Genomic DNA, 24,957 nt, shown 5'->3' with positions numbered 1-24,957 from the left:
GAGGTCAAGCTAAGCTGTTCTGACCGGATGGAGAATGCCCTCATGGCGTTTGTTGCGGAAACTTTTGAGAGCCCCAGCGGCGCGAGCCTGCACCTGCATGTGCAAGAAGCCGAAGCTCAGCCGCTGGGCGTGATCCAGATCCATCATGGCCTGGCCGAACATTCCGCGCGTTACGCCCGCTTCGCCGCCTATCTCGCGGGCCGCGGCTTTCATGTGGCCGCCCATGACCATCGCGGCCACGGGCAAACTACGGCCGAGGACGCGCCGCGCGGCGTGTTCGGCGCGCCCAAGGGCTGGACCAAGGTCATCAAGGACGCGTTGGCGGTGGAAGACCATCTCAAGGCGCGCTTCCCCGGCCAGCCCCATATCGTGTTCGGGCATTCCATGGGCGGCGTCGTCGCGATGAATCACGCCATGGAGCGCAAGGGCGAAATTTCAGGGCTTGCGGTCTGGAATTCCAATCTGGCGATTGGCGGCCGGGCAGGCCTGATGCGCGCCGTGCTCAATATCGAAAGCCTGTTCAAGAAACCCCAATCCGCCTCCACCTGGCTGGAAGGCCTGACCTTCAAGGCCTGGGGCAAGCAGGTCAAAGGGCGCCGCACCGATTTTGACTGGCTGTCGCGCATCCCAGAGGAAGTGGACGCCTATATCAATGATCCCGAGTGCGGCTGGCCGGCCTCGATCTCGCTCTGGCGTGATCTGATCGAGGGGACCGAGCTGGGGGAGAGCGAAAACCGGCTGCGCGCCATGCGCACAGACCTCGCCATCCATCTGGCGGCGGGCGGCGAAGACCCCGCGACCGACAAGGGCCAGGCCGCCAAAGTGCTCGCCTCACGGCTTTACAATGCGCGCTTCTCGGACGTGACCATGCGGCGCGATCCGCAAGCGCGGCACGAGACACTTAATGATCTCGGGTATGAAACGGCGCAATCGGACTTCGCTGACTGGGCGGAGCGCGTGGCTCGCCAGCAAGGCTAGGAGGCTTTGACCTCACCCGGCAGCGGCGCTTCTTCGGGCTTTGACGACGAGACGGAGACAGTGTCTTCGGCAGGCGTCAGTCCGAGCGCTTCGCGATCCATCATGGCGCCTTCAAAGCGCGCTGCATGAGTGGACGCGCCATCAAACGCCGGCAAGAAAGCGCGGCCAGTATTGCCGGTGAAAGCGCGCAAATCGGCAGATTTGAAGATGGCGTGGTTCAGATTGCAGTCCTTGAAATTCACGCCCTTCAGATTGGCGCCGGTGAAATTTGCGCCGCGCAGATCAGAGCCTGTGAAGACAGCGCCAATGAGCGAAGCGCCTGAAAAATCGAGTCCCACGCCGCAAACCCCGCGCAGATTGGCGCCGATCAGCCCTTTTTGGCGCAAAGCCTGACCAAGAACGCGCAGGTCTTCGCCTTCAAAATTGCCGCGCTGGCCCTGTTCGCCGCGTGAGCGTGTGTACAAATCGCTCTGCTCGAGCCTTTGTTGAAGCTCTTCAACCCGGGCCATCGCCTCAGCCGCCGGATCGCGCACGACCCGTTCCATGTTCGCGCCGTCAAGGCGCGTGCCGTTCAGGTCTGCGCCCGTCAGGACTGCGCCTTCGAAATTCGCATCGCGCAGATCGGCCTGATTGAGTTTGGCGCCGTCGAGCATGGCGCCAGAAAAGTCTGCGCCTTTAAGCTTGGCTGCGCTCAGTCGCGCGCCTCTTAGCGTGCAGTCGCGGAAATCCACGGCGCCATCACGGCCATCGCCCTCCGCATCAACAACCCAGTCGTTCTGTTTAAACTCGGCGTCGCGCTCATCCTTGTACAGCACCGCCTTGCGAAAATCCGCGCCGTCCAGATTGGCGCGATACAGATCCGCGCCGCGCAAGATCGCGCCCCGCAGATCCGCGCGAGACAAATCCGCGCCCCGCAGATCGGCGCGCTTCAGGCTTGAGCAGTAAAAGGAGGCCGTCACCAGCGAGGCCAAAGCAAAGTTTGATTCAGAGAGATCGCATCCAATGAACTCGATGCCGTCGAGCTTGCGCTTCATCAAGGACGCGCCCGCAAGATCCTGAAACCGGAAAAAGGCGCGGCAGCCGCCCGCCCGACCTGCGATGAACGACTCATGAGCCGCGATGACCGACAGGTCCAATGGCATTCCAGTCTCTCCCAAGCATTAGCCTTTAGTCTGCGTGGTTGAAATTAATGTTCCGTTCTACGCCTGATTGAGATCCGGGTGATACATCTATGAAGTGCTTGTCATATCGACAAAATACGGGAAGGCTATTTGTCAGGACATGGGAGGAGAGCAGCGTGATCGAACGGGTTTCCAAACAGGGCGCCGTCAGCCTCCGGCGACTTCTGGCGCGGCACATGGCGCGCACCGCCGGCAAGACGGTGATGTCGCCTGAAAACCCCAGGCAGATCGCCCGCAAGCGCATGGACGCGGGTGCGGACCGTTTGCCGACGCCGGATGACGTCAAGATTGAAAGCACGACACTCGCCGGTCTGAACGCGCTGAGCTTCACACCCGACGATCATCGACCCGGATTATTGCTGTTCCTGCATGGTGGCGGATACTGCCTGGGCTCGCCCAAAAGCCACCGCCCGCTGGTGACCCGTCTGGCCAAGGCTCTGAAGATCAAGGCTGTCTCCGTCGATTACCGCTTGGCGCCTGAACATGTGTTTCCCTGTGCTGTGGATGATGGCGCAGCCGCGCTGAACTGGGCGATGACGCATAGCGACGGCCCGGTCCTGATCGCGGGCGACAGTGCCGGCGGCGGTTTGGCGCTGGCCAGCATATTGCGACAGCGCGAGCATGGCCGCCCCCTGCCACAGGGCGTCTATCTGATTTCTCCGTGGACGGACATGACGGCCAGCGGCGAGAGCACGCATACGCGCGCCAAGTCCGATCCGATGCTCAAGCCGGACTGGCTGGCGGCCGGCGCGGCGCTCTATCTCGAAGACACGCCCGCCGACACCCCGGAAGCCTCGCCGCTCTTCGCCGACCTTTCAGGTTTTCCGCCGGTCTTCATTCAGACCGGAGATGCGGAAATCCTGCGCGATGACTCCATTCGATTCGCAGAAAAGCTCGAACAGGCGGGCGTTGCCGTCCAGTGCGAGATCTGGGACGCACTCTGGCATGACTTCCCGTTATTCGCGCCGCTATTGCCGGAAGCGGATATGGCGCTGGATCGCTTGACCCAATGGGCGGAACCGATCCTGACCCCGTCTTCGAACTAGGGCGCTTCGAGCGCAAACGCGTCGGTGTCCCGCCCCGATAAAGCCAGCGCATACCGGCTGGCGGGACCAGCCCAGTTGCTGACGATGATCCCGTCCGGGCTTTTGTACCAGGACGGGCATTCGCCCGCCCAGACGGTCTGGTCGAGACGTTTTTGAAGACGCGCGTTGAACGCCGATTGCGCCTCCGCTTTCACTTCAACGCTGATTGCATCCGCGGTCAGTAGCCGCATGATCTGACGACGGACAAACTCTGTCTGGCGTTCGATCATGAAGATGATCGAATTGTGTCCCAGATTGGTGTTTGGCCCGTACAGGGTGAAGAGGTTGGGGAACCCCGACAGGGCGACGCCTTTATACGCAGTGGGGCTATCGCCCCAGACGTCTTTCAGGCTCTGCCCGTCTCTGCCTATGACATCCAGATTGGGTAGAAACTCTGTCGCCTTGAACCCTGTGGCCAGGATCACAAGATCAGCGTCGATGGCCTCGCCGCTCGCCGTCATCACACCCGTCGGGGTGAAGCGCTGCACCCCATCAGTCACCAGACGCACGTGCGGCTGGTTCAGGGTTTCAAAAAAATCATTGGAGAGCAGGATGCGCTTACACCCCGGCGCATAATCGGGCAGCACTTGGTCAAGCACCGCTTCGTCATCGACCTGGGTTTTGATCCGGCGGGTCAGACGGCGGCGCGTATAGGCGGCCGCCAGACCGCCCGACCGAAAGGCTGGCCAGCGCAGCTCATGCAGCGCGAAACTGCCCATGCGATAGAGCCAATGATATCCGGGCAGATGGCGAAACAGCCATTTCTCCACGCCCGTAAAGGCCCGGTCAGGCTTGGGGATGATCCAGTTCGGCGTGCGCTGGAACACCGCCAGCTCTGACGCCGCCTTCGCCGCGTGCGGCAGGACTTGAATGGCGCTGGCGGCGCTGCCGATCATCACCACGCGCTGGCCCGTCATGTCGACGTCCGGCGTCCACTCAGCCGTGTGCACGATCTGGCCCTTGAACTGATCACGCCCTTCAAACTCTGGCGAAAACGGCTCTGACAATTGCCCTACGGCGCTGATGACAGCGCGCGCGATGAGCGTGCCGCCATCCTCAAACGCGACACGCCAGACGCCTTCAACCCCTTCATAAGTCAGTGCACGGACGCTTTTACCGTAGCGGATGTGCGGCTCCAGTCCGAACGCTGTGCTGGCGCGTTCGAAATAGGCCTTGATCTCGGCCTGCGGCGCGAATTTCCGGCTCCAGTCCGGATTGGGAAAGAACGAGTAGGAATACAAATGGCTCGGCACGTCGCACGCCGCGCCGGGATAGGCGTTGGCGCGCCACACCCCGCCCGGCCCGTCGGCGCGTTCCGCGATAAGGAAGTCTTGGACCCCGGCCCGTTTGAGCTGGCGCCCCATGGCGAGGCCAGACATGCCGGCCCCGATAATGAGAACGTCTGTGCGCTCGAGCGCGCCCGCCTCAGTCATGGGCTTCGGCATACATCGCGTCCACCAAGGCCTGATTGCGAGCGGTCACCACATTACGCCGGACTTTCAAGGTCGGCGTCAGCTCCCCTGTCTCAACGCTCAACGGCGCGTCGAGCACCCGGAATTTTCGGATATTCTCAACCCGGGCATAGCGCTCGTTCATCTCATCGACCGCCGCCTGCAAGTGCGCCTGCAGCGCCTCGCTCTGGCGCGCCTCTTTGACGCTTAAGGCCTGCTTGGAGGCGAAGTCCGCCAAAGCGTCCTCACTCAAGGTCAGCAATGCGCTGAGATAAGGACGCGCATCCCCGACCACGACGGCATGCTCCACCAGCGGCGCATTCATCAGATCGGTTTCAAGGTTGGCGGGCGTGATGTTCTTGCCGCCCGAGGTGATGATGATGTCCTTGATCCGGCCTGTGATGAAGACAAAGCCGTCCTCGTCAATGCGCACCACATCACCGGTCTTCATCCAGCCGTCGCGGGTGAAGGTGTTTTCGGTGGCCTCGTTATTGTTCATGTAGCCGGCGAAGACGTTTGGCCCGCGCACCTGAAGCTCGCCTTCTTCGGAAACTCGCGCGTCCATGCCGTCAATCATCTTGCCGACTGAACCGATCCGGACAGAGCCGGGCATGCTGAACGCCGTGGGGGCGCTGGTTTCTGACTGGCCGTAACCCTCACAGATCAGCAGATCGAGCCCGGTGAAAAAGCGCAGCACTTCGGGACTGATCGGCGCCGCGCCGGATATCAGCAACCGTGAGTCTTCAAGCCCCAGAGCCGCCTGCACCTTCTTGATCACCAACGCATTGGCCAGAGGTTTTTGCAAAGCGATTAAGGGAGAGGGTGAGCGGCCATCCAGCTCGGCGTCATGCCATTGCCGGTTTACGTCCATCGCCCATTTCGCCAGCGACGCCTTGACGCCTGTGGCCTCTGACAGGCGCGCGCGGATGGTTTCAGACATCTTCTCCCAGACCCGCGGCACACCGAAAAACACGTTCGGGCGGCACGCCTTCAGGTCGTCGGCCAAGGTCTCCATGGACTGGGCGAAATGCATAATCGCCCCGCTCATCACATGGTTGTGGACGCTCGATTGCTGCTCGGCCACATGGGCGATCGGCAGATAAGACAGGGTCCGGTCGCCGGGCTGGGCCTTGAACATCTCGCTGAGCTTTGCGGCGCTCCAGGAAATATTGCCATGGCTGAGCATCACCGCCTTGGGCGGTCCTGTGGTGCCGGAGGTATAGATCAGCGAGCCGACCCGGCTTTCGTTGATCGCCGCCATGCGGGCGCTGACCGCATCGTGGTGATCCTCCACGCCCAGCGCCATGAATTGCGCCCAGCTCAGCACATCCGCATGATCACCCGCTGCGCCATCCATGACGATGATGTGCTCAAGCGCCGGGCATTCCGCTTTCAGCTCAAGCGCCTGCTCCACATGCTCGGCGGTCTCAACCAGCAGCACGGGCGCCTGGGAGTGTTGCAGGATATAGGCGATTTCGGGCGGAGCGCTGGTCCAATACACCCCCGCCGGCCGACCGCCCGCCATCATCGCGGCGATGGCCATGATCGTCCATTCGGGGCGGTTATAGCCCAGAATGGCGACGGTCTCGTCTTCGCCCAGCCCCAACGCGACAAGCGCACGGGCGGCGGCCTGGACCTCACGGGCATAGTCCGACCACGTCGTATAGGCCCAGCCCTCGCCCTGCCGCACGGCATAGGCGGGGTCTGAGCCTCGCGTTTCAGCTTTTTCCAGCAATCGGGCCGGGGTGGACGGATACCAGTTGTCTGCCCCTATACGGGGCAAATCACTCGCGCGCGCCTCCATGCGTCTCCTCCCTAAAGAACATGTCAGGCATGAGCGGTCTCCGCCGCGTTCAGGCCCATAATTTCGCGCGCCTCAGCAGGCGACGCGACCTCACGCCCGGCGTTCCGGGCGCACTGCGCCAAAGCCTCGATCAAGGCTCCGTTGCCCGTGGCGCGTTCGCCATCAGGCAGATAGAAGGTATCCTCAAGTCCGGTGCGAAGCATACCGCCAAGATCGGCGGTCGCCTGGTGAACGGGCCAGATTTCCTGGCGTCCGATCAAGGTGGTCTGCCATGGATCGCCCTCGCGCTTGTAGTCGAGCAGCAATTTGAGAAGCCGCGCATCCACCGGCATGCCCGAGGCGACGCCCATCACGAAATTATAATGGGCGGACGGCGCCATGCCGTTCTCGATATACATGTTCACACAGCGCACGATGCCCACGTCAAAGCACTCAAACTCAGGGTGCGCGCCGACATCCGCCATGGCGTCGAGCATGGCCTGAACCTTCTCGACCGGATTGTCGAACATCATCGGCGGCCAGGCCCAGGACCCGTCGCGCTTGAGCTTGAGATAGTTGAGCGATCCGGCGTTGCACGCCGCGATTTCAGGTTTTACGCGCTTCACACAAGCGGCAGGACCGGACACGTCGGGGCCGACAATGCCGGTGGTGGAGTTGATGATCACGCCGGGACATGCGGCGCGGATCGCATCCACCATGCTGGCGGCCACGTCTGGATCCCAGCTGGGGAAATGGCCATGATCTTCGTCCTGCATGCGGTAATGGACATGCATGACACTAGCGCCGGCGTCATACGCTTCGCGCGCGCTGGCGGCCATCTGATCAGGGGTGACCGGAACGGGATGGGTCTTCGGGTTTGTCAGCACGCCGTTGAGCGCGCAGGTCAGCACGGCCTTATCCATCGGTCTACTCCTGCGTTTCTATATCAAGTTCAATTAAAACAGCGCCGTTCGCGGCCTGCCCGCCCTGTTGGGCGTTGACGGCGGCGACTTCGCCATCCGCTTGCGCGGTCAGGCGCATCTCCATCTTCATGGCTTCCATCACCATCAGAACGTCGCCCACCTTCACCTGGTCGCCGGGTTTGACGTTCACCGCCACCACGGCGCCGGAGACAGGGGCTGTGATCCTGGACGGGTCAGACGCCGCGTCCGCGCCCCAGGGCGAAGCCTCTTCCAGCACAAGGATCTGCGCACCCAAGGCGATATGAAGCGCGCCGTCACCTGAGCGCGCCACCTGGGCGCGGGCGTCCACGCCGTCCAGACGGAACGCGATCTCGCCGGGCGTGTCTTCGCCCAACAGCGTCACCAGGCTGGCGACATCCTCGCCCTCGAACCCGACATTGACCGCATCCGGGCCGGTCTGCTCGAGCCGCACGGTGATCAGCTCGCCATTGACCGTCAAAGGCAGATCAAACCGGCTGACGGAACCTGACCGGAGCACGCCCTGAGGGGCCGCGCCGAAGAGCGCCGCGCCGAGCGCAATAGCGCGGCGATCCGGGGCTGGCTTGGCGAAGGGACCAGCGCCCTCTTCCGCCCAAAGATCGAGATCAGCGGTGCAGATCTCACCCTGACGGAAAGGTTCGCCGTCCAGCAGAGCCAGCAGGAAATCACGATTGGTGGTCACACCAAGAAGCGGGTCATCCATCAAGGCCGCGCGCAAGGACGCGATGGCTTCCTTACGGCTGGCGCCCGTGCCGATGACTTTGGAGACCATCGGGTCGTAGTCGGTCCCGATCCGTCCGCCGGTTTCAACGCCCGCATCCACACGCCCGCCAGCGCTGGAGACATCCCCGTCATAAGACAGGATCAAGCCCGATTGCGGGGCAAAACCGTTATAGGGGTCTTCTGCGTAAAGCCGGGCTTCGATGGCCCAGCCGTCCAGCGAAACCTCATCCTGGCTCAGCGGCACCGGCGCGCCGGAGGCCACTTCAAACTGCCATTGAACGAGGTTGGTTCCGGTGACTTCCTCCGTGACCGGATGTTCCACCTGAAGCCGGGTGTTCATTTCGAGGAAATAATACCCGCCGCCCTCTTCCAGCAGGAACTCGACCGTGCCCGCGCCCACATATCCCACGGCTTTCGCCGCCGCGACGGCGTCCGCGCCCATCTGTGCGCGCAGATCCGGATCGACCGCCGGGGACGGCGCTTCCTCGATCACTTTCTGACGGCGCCGCTGGGCCGAGCAATCGCGCTCGCCCAGATGGATGGTGTTTCCAGCCTGATCCGCGAAGACCTGGATCTCCACATGGCGGCCACGCTCGACGAATTTCTCGATCAGGACGGCGTCATCGCCAAAGGCGGATTTCGCTTCGCGACGGGCAGACGTCAGAGCTTCATCAAACTCGGACGCTTTACGGACGATGCGCATGCCGCGACCGCCGCCACCCGCGACCGCCTTGATCAGGAGCGGATAGCCGATCCGGTCCGCCTCAGCCTTCAGATTGGCGTCCGATTGATCCGCGCCCTGCCAGCCCGGCAGGGTCGGCACGCCCGCCTTGATCATCAGCTCCTTGGCGCGCGCCTTGTCGCCCATGGCGTCAATCGCTTCGGGCGGCGGGCCGATCCAGACCAGCCCCGCCTCGATCACTGCGCGGGCGAAAGCGGCGTTTTCTGACAAGAACCCATAGCCAGGATGAATCGCCTCGGCGCCGGTTTTTCGGGCCGCATCCAGCACGACTTCGATATTGAGATAACTTTCGCTGGCAAGGGCCGGGCCGATGCAGACCGCCAGGTCCGCTTCGCGCACATGCAAGGCGCCAGCGTCCGCTTCGGAATAGACGGCGATGGCCGTTCGGCCACTATCGCGCGCTTCGTTCAGCACACGGACAGCAATCTCGCCACGATTAGCGACCAGCACGCTGTTGAAGGGCGTTTCAGCCATGATCTATCCCTCTTGAGCCCAGCGGGCGGGACGTTTTTCCAGAAAAGCGGTCATGCCTTCAGCGCCTTCGTCAGACCGCGCTGCCTTGGCGAACGCCGCGGCCGCGTCCTGAACCAGGCTGGCGGGCGCTTCCAGACGCGCGCGGCGCATCAACGCCTTGGTCGCGGCAATGGCGTTCGGCGCGCCCTTCCGGATTTGCGCAAGTTCGGCCTCCAAAGCCGCATCCAGATCGGCTGTGGGATGCACGGCGTGCACAAGCCCGACGTCCAGCGCTTTTGAAGCGTCGAGCTTGCCGCCCGTCACCGCCAGGCGCCGCGCTTCTGAATAGCCAAGGCGTTCCACCAGGAAGGGCGCGATCTGGGCCGGCACGATCCCGAGCCCTGTTTCAGGCAAGCGGAACAGGGCCGTTTCAGACGCCAGAACCACATCAGCCACGCAGGCGAGCCCGAAGCCGCCGCCCATCACCGCGCCTTCAACCACCGCCATGACCGGCAGGCCGGTGCTGGCGTAGGCCACACACAACTCGCCAAACCGGGCGTTGACGTTCGCGATGGGGTCGACGCCGTCAGAGACAGGCTGGCCTTGCGCCGCGCCCATATCCTTGATGTCGCCGCCCGAGCAGAAATGCCCCTCGGCGCCGCGCAGGACGATGGCGCGATCGCCAGCCTGTTCAGCATCGGCGAGCGCGTTGATGAGCTCGTCCACCATCTCAAGCGACATGGCGTTGCGCAGGGCGGGCCGGTTCAGCGTCACATGCAGAACCCGGGCGCGGCGTTCGACCAGAAGGGTGCGCGGCGCGGACATGGCTAGGTGTTGCCTTCAGGCTTGCGGCGCTTGGGCAGCGTGCCTTCGAGCTTGGCGATGATGCCGAGCATGATCTCGTCGGCGCCCCCGCCAATGGAGATCAGGCGGCCATCGCGGAAGGAGCGGCTGACAAGATTGTCCGCCGTGTAGCCCATGCCGCCCCAGAATTGCAGGCAGCTGTCAGAGACTTCACGCGCCAGACGGCCGCATTTGAGCTTGGCCATCGAGGCGAGCTTGGTGATGTCCTTGCCTTCGTTGAAATCATCCACGCAACGATATGTCAGGGAGCGGAGCATCTCGACTTCGGTGCGCAACTCGGCGAGACGGAAATGGATCGCCTGATTGTCCAGAAGCGGCTGGCCAAACGCGTGCCGGTCGCGCGTATACTCGATGGTCAGGTCGATCTGCTTGTCGAGATTTTTCAGAGACGACGCCGCGCCATAAATGCGCTCTTCCTGGAACTGCAGCATCTGGTAGATGAAGCCCGCGCCCTCATCGCCGATGCGATAGCGCTTGGGCACCCGCACATCATCAAAGAACAATTGCGCGGTGTCAGAGCTGTGCATGCCGATCTTGTGGATCTTCTGCTTTTCAATGCCCGGCAGATCCATCGGAACCATGATCAGCGACTTGCTTTCATGGGGCTTGCCGTCAGACGTATTCGCCAGCAGGCAACACCAGTCGGCCTTCAGGCCGTTGGTGATCCACATCTTGGTGCCGTTGATGATGTAGTCATCGCCGTCAGACTTCGCATTGGTTTTCACCGCCGCCACGTCAGAGCCGCCACCCGGCTCGGACACGCCCAGGCAGCCCACCATGTCGCCCGCAATCGCCGGGGCCAGGAATTGCTTGCGCAGATCATCCGAGCCGAAACGCGCCAGCGCCGGGGTGCACATATCGGTCTGCACGCCGATCGCCATCGGCACGCCGCCGCAATCAATCATCCCCAGCTCTTCGGCCAGGACGAGCGAATAGGTCATGTCGAGGCCGGCGCCGCCAAACTCCTCGGGATAGCGCAGGCCCAGAAGGCCCAGATCGCCCATCTTCTTGAAGACCTCATGAGAGGGAAACTGGTCAGCCGCCTCCCATTCATCCACATACGGATTGATCTCGTTGGCGACGAACTTGGCGACGGTGTCGCGAAGCTGTTCGTGTTGCTCGTTGAACTGCATGGCGTGTCCTCCCGGTGGTGGGCCGCGTCTTGTTAGAACCGCGCGACTCCGAACGTGTTGGGGTTCAGCTGACGGCGATCCGCTTCAGCACAAATATTCAGGCATTCGATCAGCACCGCGCGGGTGTCGCGCGGATCAATGATCCCGTCATCCCAGAGCCGGGCTGTGGCGAAGAGCGCCTGGCTCTGCTCATCAAGGCTCTGGGTGATCATGGCGCTCATCTGGGCGAGCGCCTCTTCATCGGTCTCCACGCCCGCGCGAGCGTTCTTGCCGCGGGTGACGATCTCCATCACTTTGGCCGCCTGTGCGCCGCCCATCACAGCGGTGCGGGCGGTGGGCCAGGCGAAGATGAAGCGCGGATCAAACCCGCGCCCGCACATGCCGTAATTGCCCGCGCCGAAACTGCCGCCCAGCACGATGGTGATCTTGGGCACGCGGGCATTGGCCACGGCCTGGATCATTTTCGAGCCATGCTTGACCGCGCCAGCGCGTTCCGCCGCCGACCCGACCATGTAGCCGGTGGTGTTTTGCAAGAACAGGATCGGGGTTTGCGACTGGTCGCACAGCTGAATGAACTGGCCCGCCTTGGTGGAGCCTTCCGGCTGGATCGGGCCGTTATTGCCGATAATTCCGACCGCCTGGCCACCAATGCGGGCATGCCCGCACACGGTTTCAGAGCCGTACCGCGCCTTGAACTCCAGAAAGTCCGAACCGTCCACGACGCGGGCGATCACATCGCGCACATCATAGGGCGTGCGGTCATCGCTCGGCACGATCCCCATCAGCTCTTCCGCGTCATAAAGCGGCGCATCACCGCCGCCCGGCGGGGTCGCTTCACTCCAGTTGAGCTTGTCCATAATGTCGCGCGCATAGGCGAGCGCCTGGGCGTCATCTTCAGCGACGTATTCGCCGAGCCCCGTCACTTCGCCATGAAGATCCGCGCCGCCCAGAGACTCATCATCGGCGTCTTCGCCGATCGCGGCTTTGACCAGCGGCGGCCCGGCGAGGAAGATTTTCGACTTCTCGCGCACCAGCACCACATAATCGCTCATCCCTGGCAGATAGGCGCCGCCAGCGGTGGAGCTGCCATGGACCACGGCGATCTGGGGAATGCCGGCTGCGCTCAGACGCGCCTGATTGGCGAAGCTGCGCCCGCCATCCACAAAAATTTCAGCCTGATAGAGAAGATTGGCGCCGCCGGACTCCACCAGATGGATCATCGGCAGCTTGTTTTGCAACGCGATCTCTTGCGCCCGCAGGGATTTGCGCAAACCCATGGGCGCGACCGTGCCGCCCTTGATGGCGCTGTCGGACGCCGCGATGACGCAGCGTTTGCCCGAGACGACGCCGATGCCGACCACGGCCCCGCCGCCAGACGCGCCGCGCCCGCCGTCATCATCATGCATTTTGAGACCGGCCAGCGGCGCGATTTCGAGAAAGGACGCATCGCGATCCACCAGCCGCGCCACGCGCTCGCGCGGCAGGAGCTGGCCGCGCTCGTCAAAGCGGGACTTCTTGGCGGCGGAGTTGGCGCGCACCTGCTCTTCCGCGCCGCGCGCTTCATCGAGCTTTTCAGCCATGTTCGCGCGCGCTGCGGCGAAGTCGTCAGAGCCCGGATTGATCCGGCTGTGCAGCACCGCCATTACTCTGCTCCCTCACCGCGCAACACCGCCGGATCCACCGCCCGGTGAAAGCCGTTAAAGACCTCGGATTTATCATGCGCAGTCAGCGGATAGTGCCGCTCGCCCAAGGGCGCGCCGCCATCCACCTGAAGCTGGACGCCGGTGATGAAAGCCGCGCCGGGCGACAACAGATAGGTCACCGCCGCTGACACTTCGGCCTCCGATCCCATGCGTTGCGCAGGCAAATTCTGCTTCAAGAGCGGGATCATGGCGCGGAAAGCGCCGCCATAGGTGTCCATGCCGGAGCTGGCGATCCAGCCCGGCGCCACGGCGTTCACTCGCACGCCCTTGGGCGCCCATTCAAACGCCAGGGTCTTGGTCAGATTTTCCATCCCCGCCCGCGCAGCGCCTGAATGCGCCATGCCCGGCATGCCGTGATGCATGTCGGCGGTGATGTTGACGATGGCGCCGCCCTGCTCAGCCATTGAGGCTTTGAACACTTCGCGGCTCATCAGGAAGCCGCCGGTCAGATTGGTCGCGATCACCGCGTCCCAACCCTTTTTGGAGATGTCTTCAGCATTGGCGGGAAACTGCCCGCCCGCATTGTTCACAAGGCCATGAATGCGGCCATGACGCGCGGCCATTTCGGCTATAGCAGCGGCCACCGCCTCTTCATCGCGAATGTCGAATGATGCGGTTTCGCACGCGCCGCCGTCATCGGCGATCTCTTGCGCGACGGCGTCGAGCTTGTCTTGCTTGCGCCCCACCAAAATGGCGTACGCGCCGAGCGCCGTCAGCTCATGGGCGATGCAGCGCCCGATCCCCGATCCGCCCCCGGTGACGATGATCACCTGCCCTTGAAACAGGTCAGGCCGAAATACGCTGTCATAGCGGGCGTGTGCGGCGTTATCGCTCATTGTGCGCCCGTCTCCTCCCTGACTGGTCCGGTCTGTGATCGCCGGTGTTGAGGAGAGCTTCGCAGGGCTTAACGTATACGTCAAGCACATCTTGTTTGCGGCAAGACTTCATCGTATGAAGGAGTTCGACAAGGACAGGCACCATGACTCACGCGCCCGATACGAAGACCCACGACACCCTGTTCGGCATCGCCGAGCTGGCCGATGCGTTTGGCATCACCACGCGGACCATCCGGTTTTATGAGGACAAGGGTTTGCTCAAACCTCAGCGCGTGGGCGGGCAACGGGTCTACACCGACGCCGACAAGAAACGCCTCGCCCTGATCCTGCGCGCCAAGACCATCGGCACCAAGCTGAGCGACATCAAAACCTTCCTCGAACTCTATGGCCAGGAAGGCGAAGGGCGCGTGCGGCAGCTGGAATTCGTGATCGAGATGACCGCCAAGGAAATCGAACGCCTTGAAGAGAAGAAAGCCGAGATCGAGACGACGCTGAATGAATTGCGCGTCATCCACAATGGCTCAAAAGCGCGCCTGGCCCAGCGTAAGGACACCACGGCATAGGGGCTTCAGATTCGCTGCGTTTCTCTCTGCGTCAGCCAGCGCACCAGAGGGGCGGGCGAGAACCGCATCAGCCACATCGCCCGGCGCATGGCCGCGCCGGTGATCACTTCGGACGCGCCGCGATCATAGCCTTTGAGAATATCAGACGCCACTTCGCCCGCCGTGGTGGCGCTGAAGCTTGAAAAGGTGCGCACATTATTGGCCGCCGCCCGCTCCTTGAAGGGCGTGTCCGACACGGCGGATGGACACACCGTCATGATGCGGACCGAACTGCCGCTCTGTTCCAGTTCTTGAGACAGCGCGTTTGAATAGTGCCGCACGAATGCCTTTGTCGCGGCATAGACCGCCAGCCCCGGCGTCGGCACGAAAGCGGAGTTGGACGCGATATTGATGATCGTTCCGCCGCCTGCCGCCTCCATCAGTGGCAGAAAGGCCCGCGTCATCGCGTGCAGGGCGCGCGCGTTTACGTCGATCATGGCCTGCTCAGCCTCGACCGCCAGCGAAACGGACGGGCCATAGACGCCAAAACCGGCATTATTGACCAGAAGGTCGAGCCCGCCCTCGCCCTGCGCCCATTGCACCAGCCGCGCAATTGATTGTGGATCGGCGAGGTCCATGGCTCGCCCCTCGATCGCGGCCCTAGGATGACGCTCCAAAAGCGATTGGCGCGCGCGGGCGATTTCATCCGCGTCCAGCGACACCCAGAGCAAGCGAAAGCCACGCTGAAGCAGGCGATCGGACAGAGCGAGGCCTATCCCGCTGGATCCGCCCGAGATCAAGGCTGTCTGTGTCACTGGATCGCCTCGGGCACGGCGTAGGCGTCCACCCCGTCTCGCTCCAGCCCCGCCACCCAGATCTGACCGCGCCACGGGGTCACCGTGGTGACGCCGAACGGGGCATCGTCCGGCCCGTAAAGCGCATGAACCGGCTCGCCTTCGGCGTTGAGCGCCATGCCCATCACCGGGCGTGGAGGAAAGGGCGGCAGTCCAGCGATCTGAATCCACCGCCAGGCCAGACGCTTCAAAAACGGATTAGGATGCAGACTCTCGATCTGGGGCGAGCGTTGCGAGGGCAAGGCGATCCAGATCAGACCTGTCTCCTCGTCAAAGGCGAGATTGTCTGGATAGCCCGGCAATCCATCGATCAGCACGGCGTAATCGCCAGTTCCAGGATCAAGACTGATCACCCGCCCCGCCCAGGTCTCGTTGACAAACACCCGGCCGGTGCTGGGATCATGATCGACGCCGTTGATGAAACCAAAGCCGTCTGCCAGCACTTCGTACTGGTCCGGGCCCGTCACCTTGTAGATGACCCCCGTCTGCTCGCCTTCCAGCAAAGAGGTCATGTACTCGCCATAACCATAGCGGCGCGAGGCGTCAGTGAGGATGACCGCGCCATCGCTCAAGACCGTCAAATCGTCGGTGAAGACCAGCGGCCCGCCTTCGCTCTCATCAGCCAGCCAGACGTCAAACGCGCCATCGTCCTCCAGCCGCAGCAAGCCTTTCAGCGCATCGGCGACAAACAAGGCGCCATCCGGCGCAAAGGCCAGGCCCAGCGGGCGTCCATTGGTGTTCGCAAACTCAGACCAGCCGCCGTCAATCTCCCGCGCCATGATGCGGCCATCGGCCAGGCTGGCGTAAAGCCGGCCATCCGGTCCGGGTTCGAGGTCTTCAGCCCCGTGCAGGTTTGGCACTTCACGAAGCACAGGCTCAGCAACCGTCTCATAAAGCGCCATTAGCGCTGGATCCGGTGCTGTGGGTTCAAATTTATAGGCTCTAAGCGCCCCAGGACCGTGCGCGGCGATCAGTATAATCACGACAAGAGCGGCGAGGCCGCCCAAAATCCAGCGCAGCATCGCGCCCTCCCCTTTTGTTTTTCATTTACTCTGGGGGAGAAGCGCGAAACGGGCAAGCGTGATCAGGTCACCGCTTTTTGGGCGAGGAATTTAGGATCATCCCAGGCGCGGCTCTGGACCACGTCCGCCAGCGCCTGCGCCGCATCAAAGACTTCTACGTAGGAATTATAGAGCGGGTTGAAGCCGAACCGCATCAGGTCCGGCGCGCGGAAATCGCCAATAATCCCGCGGTCGATCAGGGCCTGAACAATGGCGTATCCGTGCTCATGACGCAGCACCACATGACCGCCGCGCCGCTCGCCCGGACCAGGGCAGGCATGATCAAGGCCCAGCGCTTCAGCCTGCTGCAGCATGATATCGCCCAGCGCAATCGCCTTGGCCTCTACCTGCGCCATGTCCACGCCGTCATAAACACTGACCGCGCCGTCCAGCGCTGACAGAGCGAGGATGGAGGGCGAGCTGGTGCGCCAGCGCACGATGGTGTCATCGGGCTCATAGGCGTCTTCAAACCCGAAGGGGCGTTTATGACCCAGCCAGCCCGAAACCGGGTGCTCCAGCGTCTGGATCTGATCTTCGGCGCAATAGAGGAAGGCCGGCGCGCCGGGGCCGCCGGAGAGGAATTTATAGCCGCAGCCCACGGCGTATTTCGCGCCCCATTGCGCAAGCTTGAGATCAACCAGACCCGTGGCATGGCTCAAGTCCCAGATGATGCTCAGCCCGCGCGCCGCCGCTTCGCGCTCATAGCCATCAAAGTCAGCGATCTGAGCGGATTTATAATGCACCGCCGATTTGATCAGCACGGTCACGCCGTCTGGCAGGTCTTTCGGACGCGTATTGGGCGCGACCCGGTGCATCGGCGCGCCAGTGATGCGGGAGATCCCCTCCATCACATGGTTGTCGGTGGGGAACTCGCCCGCTTCCGCCGCAATGCCGCCGCCATCGCGCTCCAGCAGTGCGGTCGCCAGCTTAAACAAATTGATGGTGACGGTGTCGACCGCGATCACTTCGGAGGCTTTGACGCCCATCAGCCGGGCGAGTTTGGCCCCAAGCGTCAGCGGCAAGTCCATCCAGCCCGCGTCGTTCCACGAGCGGATCAGGCCCACCGCCCATTCGTTTTCAGCCGCTTCACGCAAACGCGCGAGCGCCGCCTTGGGCGGCACGCCCAGCGAATTGCCGTCCAGATAGATCACGCCCTCAGGCAGAGCGAACAGGTCGCGTGCGTCTTTCAGCGGGTCTTTCTGGTCCAGCGCCTCGCAGGCCTCGCGCGTCAGCATGAAGTTTTCCCCTTACAGCGGACCACGCTGGGTGATGCCGCCATCCACAACAAATTCCTGGCCCGTCATATAGCTTGATGCGTCACTGGCGAGGAAGTGGATTGCAGCGGCCATGTCTTCAGGCTGGCCGACGCGCTTGATGGAGAAATTGCGGTTCATCATGTCTTCAAGGTTCGGATCTGAGGTCAAAGCCGAAGCAAGCTTGGTTTCCGTCAGGCCCGGGCACAGCGCATTCACCCGCACGCCCAGATGACCGCATTCCTGGGCCAGAACCTGGGTGAGAGAGATGACGGCGGCTTTCGAGATCGAATACACGCCCTGGAAATAGCCCGGACGAATGCCGTTGATCGAGGCGACATTGATGATCGAGCCCTTGCCCTGATCCTTCATGAAGGTGTTGATCGCCAGGCTCGACAGGAAGAACGGGCCTTTGACGTTCACTTCAAACGTCTTGTCCCAGGCGTCTTCGGGCGTGTCCTTGGCTTCGCCGAAATAGGGGCTGGTCGCGCCATTATTGACCAGCACGTCGAGACGGCCTTCGGTCTCCTTGATGTTGGCGATCGCGGCTTCGCGATGATCGGCTTCGCCCAGGTGCAGCACGATGGCGCGCGCCTTGCCGCCCTCGGCCTTGATCTCTTCGGCGACACGTTCGCAATCAGCGATCTTGCGGCTGGAGCAGATCACCATGGCGCCATTGCGCGCCATGCGCTTGGCGGCGGCTTCGCCAATACCGCGGCTTGCGCCAGCGACCAGAACCACACGGCCGTCCAGCGACAGATCTTTCTCGGACATGATTTTCCTCCCGTTCACGTCACTTAATGCATTAAGCGCCACGTTAGCGGCGGAATGGAGCCATGGCGAGGGGGCGCGCTTGCGGATTTCACATCTCGCCGTACCAGTCGTCCGAAAAGACAAAGGGAGGCGTTTCCGCCTCCCTTTTCCAGCGCCTTATTCGGCGTCTTCAAGCCCCAACCGCTCGGCCAGGTCCAGCTCCGGCGCGGGCGGCTCGCCGCCTTCGCCCTGCAAATAGTGCTGCATCCAGCGCAGGACCCGCAGACCGTAATCATACTGGGCGGCGGCGCGGCGATTGCCATGGCCTTCGCCCGGATAGGTGACAAGCCGCACCGGCGCGTCAGAGGTCTGCTTCAAGATACGATAGAGGATGAAGGACTGACTGGTGTCCACCCGCGTATCCGCTTCGCCATGCAGGATCAGCGTCGGCGTGGTCGAGCCCGGCGCATGATAGGTCGGGCTGTGCTCCAGATAGCTCATCCAGTCTTCCCAGGGCGGCTGCATGAAGTGCACATCCACCATCTCGATCGGGATTTCAGTGGTGCCGTAAAAGCTGATCAGATCGGTCAGCGCCACGAACGGCGCGGACGCGGCGAAATGCTCGCTGGCGATGGTCGCACCCCAGGACGAGGCGAACCCGCCATAAGACCCGCCAGTGATGCCCACGCGTTCAGCGTCAACAATGCCGGCGTCAGACAGGGCGCCGATGGCGTCCACCAGATCCCAGAATTCCTCGCCCGGCGCATCCAGATGGTCGAGCTTGGCGAAGCGTTCACCGCGGCCCGTCGAGCCGCGATAATTGGGATAGAACACCGCAAACCCCTCGCCTGCGCCGATATGGCCCAGATTGGAGTAGCCGTTCAGCCAGCCATTGCTGTCATGGGCTTCCGGGCCGCCATGCACGGTCATGATCATCGGCCAGCCGCCCTCGGGCGCGTCGCCCTGCGGAGTGACGAGAACGCCCTCGATCCGTTCACCGTCTCGCGCTTCGAACTCAAACACCCGCTGCTCGCCCCAGGCGATGCTCTCAAGCTGGGGGTTGTGATCGGTCCACTGGCGCAGATTGCGGCGGTCGCCCACAAACAGCTCACGCGGATGGGTCGCCGCATGCAGTGTCGCCGCCAGAACCCGGTCATCGCGATCATAATCCATGGACGAGATCACGCCTGCCTCGGTCGGCGTGCGACGCTCTTCACGGCCATTGATGTTGTATTCCACAAGCGCCGTGCCCGTCCCCACGCTGGCCAGAGCCAACACGGAATTGCGGTCGATCCAGGCGAGCTGGTTCACATGCTGCTCGGCGTCGCGGGCGATGGCCATGTATTCGCCTGTCTGCGCATCCGCGATGTGCAGCGTGCCGGCGGTGGGGTCGGCGCGATCCGCGCCCGCGATGAAGGCGAGGCGGGAAGCGTCGGGTGAAAACGCCGCCATGCCGATCTTGCCGGGCGTCTCAACCGTCGAGATCAACGCGCCGTCTGTAGCATTCACCACATGCCACTGACGCTCCATCAGCGAGTCGTCCACCAAAGTGGTCGGCGCCAGCGCCACGGCGAGGCGGGAGCCGTCTTCGCTCATGCTCAGAGACGACGCATGACCCGGCAGGTCAAACCGCACCGGCTCCGCGTCGGGATCGGTCAGATCGGCGCGCCAGACATAGGAAAAGATATCGCTCTCTTCATAGACATTGGCCCTGAACCCGCGATCGCGCAGCGTCTGCTGCATCGGGTCGGCCTTCTCACGCGCAATATAATAAAGGCTCTCGCCATCGGGCGCGATCACATAGGACTGGATCGAGGTGTCATGGCTGTAGATCCGCTGAGCCTCACCGCCATCCGCTGCAATCTCATACAGCGCTGATCCGCTGTCGCCGTCACGGCGAGCGAGGAACGTCAGAGCGTCGCCATCCGGCGTCCATTCCACACCGCCGGCGCCGCCCTCGGTGATGAAGGGGCGCGCAGCATCCGGGCCGGATGCGATGAACAGCGCCGATTGCGGCGTGCCGTCGTCTTCGCCCGCGACAACATTGCGCGGCGTGGACACGGTGAAGGCGACATGATCGCCATTTGGCGAGATGTCGATCCCGGACACCTGGCGGATTTCGAACAGGTCTTCGAGCGTCAAAGGTTCTTGCGCCTGCGCCTGCGCGCCTAGCGCACACGCTGCAGCAAAACCCAGAACGCCGGTGAACAGTGGACGGTTCATGGCGATAACTCCTTGGTCAACAGAAGGCGCAACCTAGCGAAGGCGAGGTCAGCGCGTCGAGGCCCGGCGCCCATCACGCAGATGCAAACGCCGATCGCAATGCTGCAGGGTGTAGATCCCACATATTGCAAATCCTAATGAAATCTTAATCGCGTTTGGGGGCTTTGGAAAATGCGGCGTATTTGTTCTTTTTCTCGCGCACCTCGTCAGCGCCCGCGATCACGATCACCGCTTCGCCCTTGGGCGGGTCGGCGAGCCGGGCTTCGAGTTCTGACAAGGTTCCGCGCCAGACCCGCTCGAACCGCTTGGTCAGCTCCAGGCTCAGCGCGGCGCGGCGATCGCCCAGCACCGCGCGGGCGTCCGCCAGGCATTCCGCCAGGCGCTGCGGGCTCTCCATCACAACCAGGCTGGCAGGCAGCTCGCCATACAGTTCAAACAACGCCTGGCGCTTGCCCGATTTGCGCGGCGGGAAGCCCAGAAAGCTGAAGCGATCCGTCGGCAGGCCCGAGATCGACAGCGCCATGATCACCGAAGACACCCCCGGCGCCGCGCTGACGGTCAATCCCGCCTTAAGCGCCGCCTGAACCACGCGATAGCCCGGGTCAGAGATCGCCGGCGTGCCCGCATCGCTGACCAGAGCCACCGTCGCGCCGTCCTCGATCAGCTTGACGATGCCGGCCGCGCTCGCCGTCTCGTTATGGTCGTGGCAGGCGATCAGGCGCTTGTCGGTGACGCCGCCCTGTTCGAGCAAGCGGCGCGTCGTGCGCGTGTCTTCACAGGCGATGGCGTCCGCTTCGCGCAGCACTTCCCAGGCGCGCGGCGTCATATCGCCCAGATTGCCGATCGGCGTGGTCACCAGCACCAGGCGCGGCCCGCTTTCAGGCGGTGCGTCGAGATCGGCGGAGATCGCGGAATCACTCATGTCTGCACCCTAATCGAGACGAGCCCCGAATGCAGCGCCAGCGGCTGCGCCTCTACCATGCCCCCGACCGCCAGGCGCGAGCGAGATCATCCCAGCGGGCGGCGCCGGACAAGGTGCGCATCACGCCATCAGCCGGCGCTTCATAGAGCAAGGCCCGCAAGCCCGCCGCCGCCTGGCGCGGGTCGCGCCGGATCATCATCTCGATGCGCGCTGTCGACAGCCGTGTCGACACGGGCGGCGGCGGCGGAGCGCACAGGCTGAGCCCATAATTCAACCGCCGCGCCTGTGCTTGCGCCCAATCATGCAAGCGCAGCGCCGCCATGCCTGGGGCGAAGCGCAAGCCATAGGCGTCCGCCGGCGCCAGGACCACGCGCCCGCCCTGACGGTTCAAGGCGCGATAGCTTAAAGGCCAGACGCCCTGAGAATGACGCACGGCGTCGAGGCGCCCGCCCCATTGCAGCACTGTGTCTGCGTGTGGTTGCGGCGGTAGGTCTGGCGGAGGCGCCAGCACAAAGCGCGCCTGCTCATGCACCACACGGTCACGACCAAGGCTTAATTGCTCAAGGCCTGGAGCCTCAGACCCCATGAGCTTGAGACAGAGCCGTTCTTCATGCCCGCCTTCACTGGGAGCGGTCATCAGGCGAGACAGCTGCACCACCCGGCCCGCCGGCATGCCCACATCCTCAAGCGGCCGTGTGTCGACCAGCCAGCTGGCTCGAACCTGGCCCTCGCTTGTCTCCAGCGCCACGTGAGCGCGACCGGCCTGGACCTGATCGACGTTCGCCCCCTCCTCCAGCACCATACGCGGTTCGGCGGCGACAGCGTCCAGCGCCGCATCCTGCACCGCCTGTGCGCAAACCCGCGCCAGGATCATCCGGTTCAAAGGTCGATGCAGCACGGCGCCGGTCGGGCTCTCCACTTCGAACCCGGTCAAGCGGCCGCTCTCGTATCGACGCAGACCATGCTCGGGCGCGGCTGGAAACATCCAGTGCCGCGGGTTCGGCGCAAGACGTCTGGGCTCGATGATCAAAGTTCGCAGGCGTCGGCCGCTCCGGGCCACAGCGCCCGCCAACGCCAGCCCGGACAGCCCGGCTCCCAGTATGACAAGGTCAAAGCGTTCAGACATGACGTCCTTGATAGACAAGCCGGTGCGCGTCACAGGCGAGCGCAAAAGGCTATTCCACAACATGTGCTTGGCGCGATCACATTAACAGGCTTTAATGTAAGAACGCATATCCAGAGACGACATCCCCATCAGACCGGGACGGAAGACAGGCGAACGAATGAACCTGCCAACGACAAAACGTGCGCGCCAGAAAGCAGCGACCCGAATCGCGGTCTTGCGTGCAGCGCGGGAGGAGTTTCACCGGCAAGGCTATGATCGCGCGAAAATCGTCGACATCGCCTGCGCCGCCAACGTCTCTCCGGGAACCGTGCTCAATGCGGCGCCCACCAAGATCGCCCTGTTGTGTGAAGTGATGGTGGATGATTTCGAACGCTTGCGTGTTGAAAGCGCTGAACTGGCGAGGCGCTGTGACGGCGATGTGGTCACCTGCGTCACAGCCGTGCTGGACTATCATCTGGATCGCCATGTCAACGACCTGGAGCTTTTCCGCGCCGCGATCGGACATAACTGGCTGACCAATGAAGCCGATTTCAAAGCCCTTCATATCGGCCTGGAATCCGCCTGGTCGCCCGTTCGAGACGTATTGACCCGCGCCGCTGAAGACCCTTCAGTCGACCTGCATGAATGCCCGGACCTGCTGACGGAAAGTCTGCTTGATCTTTATCTGGGCGTTCTGCGGCGCTGCGTGATCTACAAGTTGAGCCCGCAAGAGGCCCGCAGTCAGATGCATCGCCGGTTGAGCGTCGTCTTCCACTCCGACACCATGTCCAGGCGTGCGCCAAAAAAATACGGCCGACACGAGGGGGCGTCGGCCGTACAAGGACGCGCTGGTTAATGTCTGACGCCAGCGCAGGGGAGCCCTTCCGAACGGGCAACGCCCGACCTGTCAGCTGACAGGTCAGGCTAGCCGCATCAGAAAGGGTATTTCGTTGAGAGCGTGGCGCGCGTGATCGTCCCGCTCTGGCCGTTTTCCAGTTCGCGTTCGCCGAACAGGATTTCCGCCCCCAGGGTCACAGGACCCACGGGGAAGAAGTATGCGCCAAACGCCGACCAGGTGCTCTTGGTCACGCCCGTTCCGGTCAGCGTGATGTCATTATCCGCTTCCAGCATGGAATAGCCGACCGACAGCCGGCGGCCCTGACCCAATTGCTGACGCCAGGCCACGAGCCCGCCATAGACCGGAATCGCTTCCAGATCGCCCGACGCCGTCACCACCGCGCCATTCACGGCGTTCAGGCCGATATAGCGGCCGATGCCTTCACCGCCGGTCAGCGAGAAGCGCAGGTCCGAGCCCTCGCCCACAGTCACGCGGCCCGACCAGTTGACGCCCCAGCCGAACGCTTCGCCGTCCACGCCGCCGCCTTCATAAGCGAGGTTGCGGCCCAGCGCCGAGACGGTCATGGCGCCAAAATCACCGCTCCAGTTATAGCGAGCCACCACGTCTGGAAGCGCGCCGTCGCCACTATCGATCCGGCCGCCGCCGCCAAACGGGGTGACCGTCGTATCGGGGTTCTCGAGCGCGAACTGGAACCCGCCATTGGTGTAGCGAATTTGGGCCTGGCGTCCGAACAGCATGCCGTCAGAGCCCACAAGGAAGCTGGCGCTTTCAGGGATCACGGCGGTGTTGGTGAAGGTCGACCAGTCCTGACCCACGCGCCAATTGCCGATCTGGGCCCAAGCGACGCGCATGCGCGGATTGTAGGAGTTTGATACGCGCTCATTGCCGCCCGGCGACCCCAGAAAGTCAAATTCGATCCGACCGGTCACGGCGCCGATATCGGATTCGGTTGAGGTGGCGAAGAAGAAGCGGCTCGCCTTGGCGGTGAAATCAAAATCGGTTTCACCGTCGCCCGCGCCGCCGACCGGCGTCGCGCCGGAGATATAGAAATCACGCGCAATCGAGGTCGCTCCGATATCACCGTCGCTGAGGTCTGTGACATGGGCGTCCAGATCCACGAACCCGCCATAGGTCACTTGGGTATTGCCCATGGTGAAGCCGTGATCAGAAGACGCGGCGGCGGCCGGAGCCGCCGGCGCCGACGCAGTGCGCTGTTCGATTTCAATCACCCGGTCAGTCGCAGCATCCGCTTGGGCGCGCGCGTCCTCCAGCTCATTGCGCAAATCCGCCACCATGGCTTCCAACGCCGCGAGTCGGTCTTCAAGGGCGGTGACGTCCTGCGCCTCTGACGCCGCCGTTAGAACAAGCGCTGAGGCGGTCGCCGCCAGAACGCTTCGAATACCTAGCCTAGTCATAGAGATGTCCCTCCCAAGGGTAGCCATGAGGCCCGTGCCGATTTTTCGGCTTATTCTGAAAGTATCGTTGTACAGA

Annotated in this window: 21 protein-coding genes; 4 read left to right on the top strand and 17 right to left on the bottom strand. The window is 63.1% G+C overall.

Annotated features, from left to right (window positions below; genetic code table 11):
- The first annotated feature begins 42 nt into the window (after window positions 1–42).
- A complete protein-coding gene (locus tag ACQ66J_RS09005; RefSeq protein ID WP_430431354.1) occupies window positions 43–978 on the top strand; it encodes an alpha/beta fold hydrolase in 936 nt (311 codons plus the stop codon).
- On the opposite strand, the gene ACQ66J_RS09000 is transcribed toward ACQ66J_RS09005, so the two are convergent.
- A complete protein-coding gene (locus ACQ66J_RS09000; RefSeq protein WP_430431353.1) occupies window positions 975–2,120 on the bottom strand; it encodes a pentapeptide repeat-containing protein in 1,146 nt (381 codons plus the stop codon). The genes ACQ66J_RS09005 and ACQ66J_RS09000 overlap by 4 nt on opposite strands.
- A 155-nt stretch (window positions 2,121–2,275) precedes the next feature.
- On the opposite strand from ACQ66J_RS09000, the gene ACQ66J_RS08995 reads away from it, so the two are divergent.
- Complete coding sequence (locus ACQ66J_RS08995; RefSeq protein ID WP_430431352.1) at window positions 2,276–3,205, top strand: alpha/beta hydrolase; 930 nt, start codon at window positions 2,276–2,278, stop codon at window positions 3,203–3,205.
- On the opposite strand, the gene ACQ66J_RS08990 is transcribed toward ACQ66J_RS08995, so the two are convergent.
- Genes ACQ66J_RS08990 through ACQ66J_RS08955 form a run of 8 tightly spaced genes read right to left on the bottom strand, consistent with a single transcriptional unit; the run spans window position 3,202 to window position 13,894 of the window.
- Window positions 3,202–4,689, bottom strand: coding sequence for a flavin-containing monooxygenase (locus ACQ66J_RS08990; protein WP_430431351.1), 1,488 nt, complete (start codon window positions 4,687–4,689; stop codon window positions 3,202–3,204). The two genes, ACQ66J_RS08995 and ACQ66J_RS08990, sit on opposite strands and share 4 nt — an antisense overlap.
- The gene (locus tag ACQ66J_RS08985) at window positions 4,670–6,499 is read right to left on the bottom strand and encodes an AMP-dependent synthetase/ligase (RefSeq protein ID WP_430431350.1); all 1,830 of its coding nucleotides are present in this window, start codon (window positions 6,497–6,499) and stop codon (window positions 4,670–4,672) included. The genes ACQ66J_RS08990 and ACQ66J_RS08985 overlap by 20 nt, the downstream gene beginning before the upstream one ends.
- Window positions 6,500–6,522: 23 nt before the next feature.
- Window positions 6,523–7,401: a 3-keto-5-aminohexanoate cleavage protein gene (locus tag ACQ66J_RS08980; protein WP_430431349.1), complete on the bottom strand. Its 879-nt coding sequence runs from the start codon at window positions 7,399–7,401 to the stop codon at window positions 6,523–6,525.
- Between the two features lie 4 nt (window positions 7,402–7,405).
- Entirely contained in the window at window positions 7,406–9,379 is a 1,974-nt protein-coding gene (locus ACQ66J_RS08975; protein WP_430431348.1) for a biotin carboxylase N-terminal domain-containing protein, read from the bottom strand.
- Window positions 9,380–9,382: 3 nt separating this feature from the next.
- Window positions 9,383–10,183 carry an enoyl-CoA hydratase/isomerase family protein gene (locus ACQ66J_RS08970; RefSeq protein WP_430431347.1) on the bottom strand — a complete coding sequence of 267 codons (801 nt, stop codon included), beginning with the start codon at window positions 10,181–10,183 and terminating at the stop codon, window positions 9,383–9,385.
- A gap of 2 nt (window positions 10,184–10,185) precedes the next feature.
- Entirely contained in the window at window positions 10,186–11,355 is a 1,170-nt protein-coding gene (locus ACQ66J_RS08965) for an acyl-CoA dehydrogenase family protein (RefSeq protein ID WP_430431346.1), read from the bottom strand.
- Between the two features lie 32 nt (window positions 11,356–11,387).
- On the bottom strand, window positions 11,388–12,998 hold the full coding sequence (locus ACQ66J_RS08960) for an acyl-CoA carboxylase subunit beta (protein ID WP_430431345.1): 1,611 nt from the start codon (window positions 12,996–12,998) through the stop codon (window positions 11,388–11,390).
- Window positions 12,998–13,894, bottom strand: coding sequence for an SDR family oxidoreductase (locus tag ACQ66J_RS08955; protein WP_430431344.1), 897 nt, complete (start codon window positions 13,892–13,894; stop codon window positions 12,998–13,000). The genes ACQ66J_RS08960 and ACQ66J_RS08955 overlap by 1 nt, the downstream gene beginning before the upstream one ends.
- 143 nt (window positions 13,895–14,037) lie before the next feature.
- Between ACQ66J_RS08955 and ACQ66J_RS08950 the strand changes: the two genes are divergently transcribed.
- On the top strand, window positions 14,038–14,457 hold the full coding sequence (locus ACQ66J_RS08950; protein WP_430431343.1) for a MerR family transcriptional regulator: 420 nt from the start codon (window positions 14,038–14,040) through the stop codon (window positions 14,455–14,457).
- 5 nt (window positions 14,458–14,462) lie between these two features.
- Here ACQ66J_RS08950 and ACQ66J_RS08945 read toward each other — a convergent pair whose 3' ends face one another.
- The 7 genes from ACQ66J_RS08945 to ACQ66J_RS08915 all read right to left on the bottom strand — a co-directional run bounded on the left by ACQ66J_RS08945 (window position 14,463) and on the right by ACQ66J_RS08915 (window position 22,628).
- Window positions 14,463–15,251, bottom strand: coding sequence for an SDR family NAD(P)-dependent oxidoreductase (locus ACQ66J_RS08945; RefSeq protein WP_430431342.1), 789 nt, complete (start codon window positions 15,249–15,251; stop codon window positions 14,463–14,465).
- A complete protein-coding gene (locus ACQ66J_RS08940) occupies window positions 15,248–16,312 on the bottom strand; it encodes an SMP-30/gluconolactonase/LRE family protein (RefSeq protein WP_430431341.1) in 1,065 nt (354 codons plus the stop codon). Before ACQ66J_RS08940 ends, ACQ66J_RS08945 begins: the two co-directional genes overlap by 4 nt.
- Before the next feature lie 62 nt (window positions 16,313–16,374).
- Entirely contained in the window at window positions 16,375–17,586 is a 1,212-nt protein-coding gene (locus ACQ66J_RS08935) for a kynureninase (protein WP_430431340.1), read from the bottom strand.
- A gap of 12 nt (window positions 17,587–17,598) precedes the next feature.
- Window positions 17,599–18,378, bottom strand: a complete 780-nt coding sequence (locus ACQ66J_RS08930; RefSeq protein ID WP_430431339.1) for a glucose 1-dehydrogenase — start codon at window positions 18,376–18,378, stop codon at window positions 17,599–17,601.
- Window positions 18,379–18,534: 156 nt separating this feature from the next.
- Window positions 18,535–20,580: a S9 family peptidase gene (locus ACQ66J_RS08925; protein ID WP_430431338.1), complete on the bottom strand. Its 2,046-nt coding sequence runs from the start codon at window positions 20,578–20,580 to the stop codon at window positions 18,535–18,537.
- Between the two features lie 145 nt (window positions 20,581–20,725).
- Window positions 20,726–21,502, bottom strand: a complete 777-nt coding sequence (gene rsmI / locus ACQ66J_RS08920; protein ID WP_430431337.1) for a 16S rRNA (cytidine(1402)-2'-O)-methyltransferase — start codon at window positions 21,500–21,502, stop codon at window positions 20,726–20,728.
- Between the two features lie 52 nt (window positions 21,503–21,554).
- Window positions 21,555–22,628, bottom strand: a complete 1,074-nt coding sequence (locus tag ACQ66J_RS08915; RefSeq protein WP_430431336.1) for a lycopene cyclase family protein — start codon at window positions 22,626–22,628, stop codon at window positions 21,555–21,557.
- A gap of 157 nt (window positions 22,629–22,785) precedes the next feature.
- Between ACQ66J_RS08915 and ACQ66J_RS08910 the strand changes: the two genes are divergently transcribed.
- Window positions 22,786–23,463, top strand: a complete 678-nt coding sequence (locus ACQ66J_RS08910; protein WP_430431335.1) for a TetR/AcrR family transcriptional regulator — start codon at window positions 22,786–22,788, stop codon at window positions 23,461–23,463.
- Between the two features lie 77 nt (window positions 23,464–23,540).
- Here the strand turns inward: ACQ66J_RS08910 and ACQ66J_RS08905 are convergent, their stop codons facing one another.
- Window positions 23,541–24,881: a DcaP family trimeric outer membrane transporter gene (locus ACQ66J_RS08905; protein ID WP_430431334.1), complete on the bottom strand. Its 1,341-nt coding sequence runs from the start codon at window positions 24,879–24,881 to the stop codon at window positions 23,541–23,543.
- Between the last annotated feature and the right edge of the window lie 76 nt (window positions 24,882–24,957).

The organism is Oceanicaulis sp. (genome assembly GCF_965284345.1).
Classification (GTDB): Bacteria; Pseudomonadota; Alphaproteobacteria; order Caulobacterales; family Maricaulaceae; genus Oceanicaulis; species Oceanicaulis alexandrii_A.
Note: the sequence above shows the minus strand (reverse complement) of the source record. Positions and strands in the feature narration are given on the sequence as shown.